The sequence below is a fragment of the Variovorax sp. 01T439_2 genome, assembly GCF_056398445.1.
On the sequence record NZ_JBFTPJ010000233.1, the window covers coordinates 1 to 6,796 of the forward strand.

Here is a 6,796-nt window from a genome sequence, read left to right on the forward strand (position 1 = left end):
CTCGGAGGGCAGGCGCTGGCCCGGCGAATACACGCCGCGCGCAATGGCCTCGGCCTGGTCGGCCGCACTCGGAGGGCAGGCGCTGGCCCGGCGAATACACGCCGCGCGCAATGGCCTCGGCCAGGTCGGCCGCAATGCGGATCCAGAAGCTGTCGCGTGCGGTGCGTTCGGTGTTGGTGGAGGAGGAGCGCGGAGCCAGCGCGGAGGCAGGGGTCGTCGTCGTGCTTGTCATTAAACCTACTTGCGCGCTCTCTAAGCTCGCGTCAGTTGCCGAATTTGTCTATACAACTTCAAGCGTATCACTCTCATGTTTCATGCCTTTGACACAGAACCCGCGGCCCGCCCGCTGCGCCGCGCGCAGTGGCTCGCGATGCTGGCGCGCGCGCCCGTCTCGCTGCTCGAACCGGCGCTCGCGCAGCACGCCGAGACCCCGCCCCAGTGGCTGCGCGCACCCGAGACCGGCCTGGTGATGGTGCAGGGCCGCGCCGGCGGCACCGGCGAGCGCTTCAACCTGGGCGAGGTGACGGTCACGCGCTGCGCGCTGCGCCTGGGCGGCACCGCGCCGCAGCCGGGCGCCGCGGTGGGCGTGGCCTATGTGCTCGGCCGTTCGCATCGCCATGCGCAGCTCGCGGCCGTGGCCGACGCGCTGCTGCAGGACCCGGCGCAGCAGGCCGCGCTCGATGCGCGGCTGCTGGCGCCGGTGCGTGCGCATCTCGCGGCGCTGCGCGCACAGCGCCATGCACGCGCCCAGGGCAGCAAGGTCGAGTTCTTCACGGTGGCGCGCGAAGCCGGCGGCGCCGACATGGACGAGGACGATTCCGAATGAACGCCAACATGCTTTCCACCCTGGGCGCGGGATTCACCGATGCCGCGCTCGGCAGCCAGGCGGTGTTCCGCTCGGCGCTGCAGGCGCTCGCGCATCCGGGCCACGTCGTCGAGCTGTCGCACGATGCGCAGGTGCCGTCGCAGGGGCACGGCGCCTCGGCCGCGCTGCTGCTGGCGCTGCTCGACCCGGACTGCCGCCTCTGGCTATCGCCATCGCTCGCGGGCAGCGACGCGGCCGCATGGCTGCGCTTTCATACCGGTTGCGTGCTGGTCGACGCGCCCGCGCAGGCGCAGTTCGCGTGGATCGGTGAAGGCGATGCATGCCCGCCGCTCGATGCCTTCGCGCAGGGCAGCGACGCCTATCCGGACCAGTCGGCCACCTGCGTGATCGACGTGGCCAACGTGATGGACGTGTCTGCACCGGCCGAAGGAAACGCACCGCGCTGGACGCTGCGCGGCCCCGGCATCCAGGACCGCAGCGCCATCGCCGTGGAAGGCCTGGCACCGGCCTTCACCACCCAATGGTCCGCGAACCACGCGCTGTTTCCGCGCGGCGTGGATGTGTTCCTGGCCGCGCCGCAACGCATCGTCGGTCTGCCGCGCACCACCCGCATCGAACTGGAGGCTTGAGATGTACGTTGCCGTCAAGGGCGGGGAAGCCGCCATCCTCGCCAGCTACCGGCTGCTGGCCGACCAGCGCCGCGGCGACACCGGCACGCCGGAGCTGTCGGTGCGCCAGATCCGCGAGCAGCTCAAGCTCGCGGTCGACCGCGTGATGACCGAGGGCTCGGTCTACGACCCCGAACTGGCCGCGCTCGCCATCAAGCAGGCCTCGGGCGACATGGTGGAGGCCATCTTTTTGCTGCGCGCCTACCGCGCGACGCTGCCGCGGCTCGGCCACAGCGTGGCGCTCCACACCTCGCGCATGGCGCTGGACCGCCGCATCTCCGCCACTTTCAAGGACCTGCCCGGCGGCCAGGTGCTGGGTGCGACGCACGACTACACGCAGCGCCTGCTCGACTTCACGCTGCTGGCCGAGGGACGGCAGCAGGCCGCGCCGGCGCCCGCGGCCGATGCGGCCGAGCCGCCCGCCGCGGCCACGCCGCGCGTGGTCGATCTGCTGAACCAGGAGGGGCTGATCGAAACCCGCCCGGTGCCGCCCGGCGACCCCGCACCGGTCGACCTCACGCGCGCGCCGCTGCGCTTTCCGGCCGACCGGGCCACGCGGCTGCAGAACCTCGCGCGCGGCGACGAGGGCTTCCTGCTGGCCATGGCCTATTCCACGCAGCGCGGCTACTCGCACAGCCACCCCTTCGTGGGCGAGATCCGCTTCGGCAGCGTGGAGCTCGAGCTTGCGCCCGAGGAGCTCGACTTCACCATCTCCATCGGCGACCTGGAGATCACCGAATGCGAAATGGTCAACCAGTTCGCGGGCAGCAAGAGCGAGCCGCCGCAGTTCACGCGCGGCTACGGCCTGGCCTTCGGCCACTGCGAGCGCAAGGCCATGGCGATGAGCCTGGTCGACCGCGCGCTGCGCGCCGACGAGCTCGGCGAGCCCGTGGAGGCGCCCGCGCAGATGCAGGAGTTCGTGCTCTCGCACAGCGACAGCCTCGAAGCCTCGGGTTTCGTGCAGCACCTGAAGCTGCCGCACTACGTCGACTTCCAGTCCGAGCTCGAGCTCGTGCGGAAGATGCGCGCCGCCGCCGGCGCGGGAGACCACGAATGACGACCACCACCGAATACAACTTCGCCTACCTCGACGAGCGCACCAAGCGCATGATCCGCCGCGCCATCCTCAAGGCCGTGGCCATTCCGGGCTACCAGGTGCCCTTCGGCTCGCGCGAGATGCCGCTGCCCTACGGCTGGGGCACCGGCGGCATCCAGGTGACGGCCGCGGTGATCGGCCCGCGCGATGTGCTCAAGGTGATCGACCAGGGCTCCGACGACACCGTCAACGCCGTCAACATCCGCCGCTTCTTCGAGCGCACCACGGGCGTGGACACCACCACGCGCACGGCCCAGGCCACGCTGATCCAGACGCGCCACCGCATCCCCGAGGCGGCGCTGTCGGAAGGGCAGGTGCTGGTCTACCAGGTGCCGGTGCCCGAGCCGATGCAGCGGCTGGAGCCGCGCGAGACCACCACGCGCACGCTGCATGCGCTGGCCGAGTACGGCCTGATGCACGTGAAGCTCTACGAAGACATCGCGCGCTACGGCCACATCGCCACCACCTACGACTATCCGGTGCTGGTGAACGGCCGCTACGTGATGTCGCCGTCGCCGATCCCCAAGTTCGACAACCCCAAGATGCACATGAACCCTGCGCTGCAACTCTTCGGGGCCGGCCGCGAGAAGCGCATCTATGCGGTGCCGCCCTACACGCCGGTCGAAAGCCTGAGCTTCGAGGACCACCCCTTCGAGATCCAGCGCTGGGACACGCCCTGCGCACTGTGCGGCGCGACCGACAGCTTCCTCGACGAAGTGATCACCGACGACCAGGGCGCACGCATGCACGTGTGCTCCGACTCCGACTACTGCCAGTCGCGGCAGCAGTCGGCGATTGCCACATCGCCCGATCCGGCGACCGATTCGGCCACGGTGGACGGAGCCCTCGCATGAGCGCCGTGCCAGCTTCCTCATTGCCGCTGCTGCGCGTGCGCGGCGTCGGCAAGCGCTACGGCGACCGCGTGGCGCTGCACGACGCCTCCTTCGACCTCTGGCCCGGCGAGGTGCTGGCGGTGGTCGGCGAATCGGGCTCGGGCAAGTCGACCCTGCTCGACGCCATTGCCGCGCGCAGCCGCCCCGACGCCGGCAGCGTGCAGTTCCACGTGCGCGGCGGCGGCCTGCAGGACGTGTTCGCGATGACCGAGGCCCAGCAGCGGCTGCTCTCGCGCACCGACTGGGGCTTCGTGCACCAGAACGCGGCCGACGGCCTGCGCATGGATGTCTCGGCCGGCGCCAACGTGGGCGAGCGGCTCATGGGGCTGGGCGAGCGGCACTACGGCCGCGTGCGCGCCACCGCGGCCGACTGGCTGCAGCGCGTGGAGATCGATCCGGCGCGCATCGACGACACGCCGCGCACCTTCTCGGGCGGCATGCGCCAGCGCCTGCAGATCGCACGCAACCTGGTCACGCAGCCGCGGCTGGTGTTCATGGACGAGCCGACCTCGGGCCTGGACGTGTCGGTGCAGGCCCGCCTGCTCGACCTGCTGCGCCAGCTCACGCGGCAGATGCAGCTCGCGGCCATCGTGGTCACGCACGACCTGGCGGTGGCGCGACTGCTCGCGCACCGCATGGTCGTGATGCAGCAGGGCCGCGTGGTCGAGACCGGCCTCACCGACCAGGTGCTGGACGACCCGCAGCACGCCTACACCCAACTCCTCGTTTCCTCGGTGCTCCAACCATGACGACCCCCTTGCTTCTTCTTCAGGGCGTGGCCAAGCGCTTCACGCTGCACCAACAGAACCAGCTGGAGCTGCCGGTGTTCGACGCGGTCGACCTCCGCGTGAGCGCGGGCGAATGCGTGGTGCTCGACGGCGCTTCGGGCCTGGGCAAGAGCACGCTGCTCAAGCTCATCTATGCCAACTACCGCGCGAGCGCGGGCCGCATCACGGTGCAGGCGCCGGCCGGCCCGGTGGACCTGACCGAGGTGGCGCCGCGCGAGCTGGTGCGCCTGCGGCGCGACACCATCGGCTATGTGAGCCAGTTCCTGCGCGTGATCCCGCGCGTGCCCGCGCTCGACGTGGTGGCCGAGCCGCTGGCCGAGGATGCGGGCGACGACCCAGCGGGCATCGAGGCCGCGCGCGCCGAGGCGCGCCGCTGGCTCGCGCGGCTGCGCATTCCCGAGCGCCTGTGGCACCTGCCGCCGGCCACCTTCTCGGGCGGCGAGCAGCAGCGCATCAACATCGCGCGCAACATGATCAAGCCCAAGCCGCTCTTGCTGCTGGACGAGCCCACCGCATCGCTGGATGCCGCCAACACGGCCACCGTGATCGAACTGATCCGCGAAGCCACGGCACGCGGCGCGGCCATCGTCGGCATCTTCCACGACGCCGAGGTGGGCGCGGCCGTGGCCACCCGCCGCGTCAACGTGGGCGACTTCAGGAGCACCCGGCCATGAGCGCAGCACCCATCGTCTTTTCCAACGCGCGCATGGTGCTGGCCGGCGAGGTGGTGCTGGGCGCGCTCTCGGTGGCCGGCGGGTGCATCGAGGCGCTGGACAGCGGCGCGACCGCGGCGGGCACCTTCGACCTCGAGGGCGACTACCTGTTCCCGGGCCTGGTCGAGGTGCACACCGACAACCTGGAGCGGCACCTGATGCCRCGCCCCAAGGTGCAGTGGGCCGAGATGCCCGCGCTGCTCGCGCACGACGCCGAGGTGGCCGCCGCCGGCATCACCACGGTGTTCGACGCCCTGGGCGTGGGCGAGGCCGACCCCGAGAGCCTGCGCGGCGGCACCTGGGACACGCTGCTCGGCGTGCTCGACGGCTGCATCGAGAGCGACCTGCTGCGCGCCGACCACCACCTGCACGTGCGCTGCGAGCTGCCGGCGCCCAACACCATCGAGCTGTTCGAGCCGTTCCGCAAGCACCCGCGCCTGTCGATGATCTCGCTCATGGACCACACGCCGGGCCAGCGCCAGTGGGAGAACATCGAGGTGGCGCGCGTCTACTACACTGGCAAGAAGGGCTGGAGCGATGACAAGTTCGACCGCCGCGTGTCCGAGGCCGTGCTGCTGCAGACGCGCTATGCCGAGCCGCACCGCCAGCACTTCGTCGAGCATTGCCGCGTGCACGGCATTGCGCTCGCGAGCCATGACGACACCACCGTGGCGCATGTGGAGCAGGCGCATGCGGAGGGCGCCAGCATGTCGGAATTCCCGACCACGCTGGCGGCCGCGCGAGCGGCGCGCGAACGCGGCCTCGCCAACATCATGGGCGGGCCGAACGTGGTGCGGGGCGGCTCGCACTCGGGCAACGTGGCCGCGGCCGAGCTGGCGCGCCAGGGCCTGCTCGACATCCTTTCTTCCGACTACGTGCCCGGCAGCCTCATGAGCGCCGTGATGCGGCTGGTGGACGAGGGCATCTGCACGCTGCCCGAAGCGGTGGCGATGGTGAGCCGCGCACCCGCGCGCGCGGCCGGCCTGGACGACCGTGGCAGCCTGGAGCCGGGGCTGCGCGCCGACCTGGTGCAGGTGCGCATCACCCAGATGGCCGACGGTGCCAGGCACCCGGTGGTACGCGGCGTGTGGCGCCAGGGCCGGCGCGTGATCTGAGGGCGTCTTCGGGGGCGTTGCCGTGGCTGTCGCCGCAATGTCGCGCAGCTGTCGCGCGCATGTCACGACGCCTCGCGAGACTTCACTTGTCTAGACGACTTTGGAATCCAAGATGACCGGTGTCCTGCGCATCCACCAACTGAACAAGAACTTCGCCAACGGCCGGCATGCGCTGCGCGACGTCAACCTGGCCGTGAACCGCGGCGAGATGGTGGCGTTGATCGGCGCCTCGGGCTCCGGCAAGTCCACCTTGCTGCGGCATGTGGCGGGCCTCGTGGCCGCCGATGGCGGCACCGATTCGCTGATCGAGATCGACGGCTGCTGCGTGCAGAAGGGCGGCCGCATCCACCGCGACATCCGCAAGGTGCGCTCGCAGGTCGGCTTCGTGTTTCAGCAGTTCAACCTGGTGGCGCGGCTGCCGGTGCTGGTGAACGTGCTCGTCGGCTCGCTGCACCGCATGCCGTGGTGGCGCAGCTGGCTGCGCATGTTCACGGCGCAGGAGCGCGCGCTGGCGCTGGAAGCGTTGGGGCGCGTGGGCATTGCCGACTGCCATGCGCAACGCGCTTCCACGCTGTCGGGGGGCCAGCAGCAGCGCGCGGCCATTGCGCGCACGCTGGTGCAGGGCGCCAAGGTGGTGCTGGCCGACGAACCCATTGCATCGCTCGACCCCGAGTCCTCGCGCAAGGTGATGGAGATC

At 70.8% G+C, this 6,796-nt stretch carries 8 protein-coding genes and 1 pseudogene; 8 read left to right on the top strand and 1 reads right to left on the bottom strand.

Going from position 1 to position 6,796, the window contains the following annotated elements; genetic code table 11:
• A pseudogene (locus AC1DOC_RS13130) lies at positions 1–232 on the bottom strand (hypothetical protein); the annotation flags it as partial.
• Between the two features lie 75 nt (positions 233–307).
• On the opposite strand from AC1DOC_RS13130, the gene phnG reads away from it, so the two are divergent.
• From phnG to AC1DOC_RS13170, 8 genes are all read left to right on the top strand, one after another.
• Positions 308–826 (top strand): phosphonate C-P lyase system protein PhnG, encoded by a 519-nt coding sequence (phnG, locus tag AC1DOC_RS13135; protein ID WP_018905746.1) that lies wholly within the window; start codon positions 308–310, stop codon positions 824–826.
• Complete coding sequence (gene phnH, locus AC1DOC_RS13140) at positions 823–1,455, top strand: phosphonate C-P lyase system protein PhnH (RefSeq protein ID WP_436289947.1); 633 nt, start codon at positions 823–825, stop codon at positions 1,453–1,455. The genes phnG and phnH overlap by 4 nt, the downstream gene beginning before the upstream one ends.
• A 1-nt stretch (position 1,456) precedes the next feature.
• Positions 1,457–2,551: a carbon-phosphorus lyase complex subunit gene (locus AC1DOC_RS13145; protein WP_018905748.1), complete on the top strand. Its 1,095-nt coding sequence runs from the start codon at positions 1,457–1,459 to the stop codon at positions 2,549–2,551.
• The gene (locus tag AC1DOC_RS13150) at positions 2,548–3,444 is read left to right on the top strand and encodes an alpha-D-ribose 1-methylphosphonate 5-phosphate C-P-lyase PhnJ (protein WP_018905749.1); all 897 of its coding nucleotides are present in this window, start codon (positions 2,548–2,550) and stop codon (positions 3,442–3,444) included. The genes AC1DOC_RS13145 and AC1DOC_RS13150 overlap by 4 nt, the downstream gene beginning before the upstream one ends.
• A complete protein-coding gene (phnK, locus tag AC1DOC_RS13155; protein WP_018905750.1) occupies positions 3,441–4,232 on the top strand; it encodes a phosphonate C-P lyase system protein PhnK in 792 nt (263 codons plus the stop codon). Before AC1DOC_RS13150 ends, phnK begins: the two co-directional genes overlap by 4 nt.
• Positions 4,229–4,945, top strand: a complete 717-nt coding sequence (phnL, locus tag AC1DOC_RS13160; RefSeq protein ID WP_018905751.1) for a phosphonate C-P lyase system protein PhnL — start codon at positions 4,229–4,231, stop codon at positions 4,943–4,945. The genes phnK and phnL overlap by 4 nt, the downstream gene beginning before the upstream one ends.
• Entirely contained in the window at positions 4,942–6,099 is a 1,158-nt protein-coding gene (locus tag AC1DOC_RS13165; RefSeq protein WP_018905752.1) for an alpha-D-ribose 1-methylphosphonate 5-triphosphate diphosphatase, read from the top strand. The genes phnL and AC1DOC_RS13165 overlap by 4 nt, the downstream gene beginning before the upstream one ends.
• Before the next feature lie 112 nt (positions 6,100–6,211).
• On the top strand, positions 6,212–6,796 hold a 585-nt coding region (locus tag AC1DOC_RS13170; protein ID WP_478129903.1), incomplete at its 3' end, for a phosphonate ABC transporter ATP-binding protein.

Coding starts and splice junctions, on each gene's coding strand:
- phnG (WP_018905746.1), top strand. CDS start 308: ATGTTTCATGCCTTTGACACAGAACCCGCGGCCCGCCCGCTGCGCCGC.
- phnH (WP_436289947.1), top strand. CDS start 823: ATGAACGCCAACATGCTTTCCACCCTGGGCGCGGGATTCACCGATGCC.
- AC1DOC_RS13145 (WP_018905748.1), top strand. CDS start 1,457: ATGTACGTTGCCGTCAAGGGCGGGGAAGCCGCCATCCTCGCCAGCTAC.
- AC1DOC_RS13150 (WP_018905749.1), top strand. CDS start 2,548: ATGACGACCACCACCGAATACAACTTCGCCTACCTCGACGAGCGCACC.
- phnK (WP_018905750.1), top strand. CDS start 3,441: ATGAGCGCCGTGCCAGCTTCCTCATTGCCGCTGCTGCGCGTGCGCGGC.
- phnL (WP_018905751.1), top strand. CDS start 4,229: ATGACGACCCCCTTGCTTCTTCTTCAGGGCGTGGCCAAGCGCTTCACG.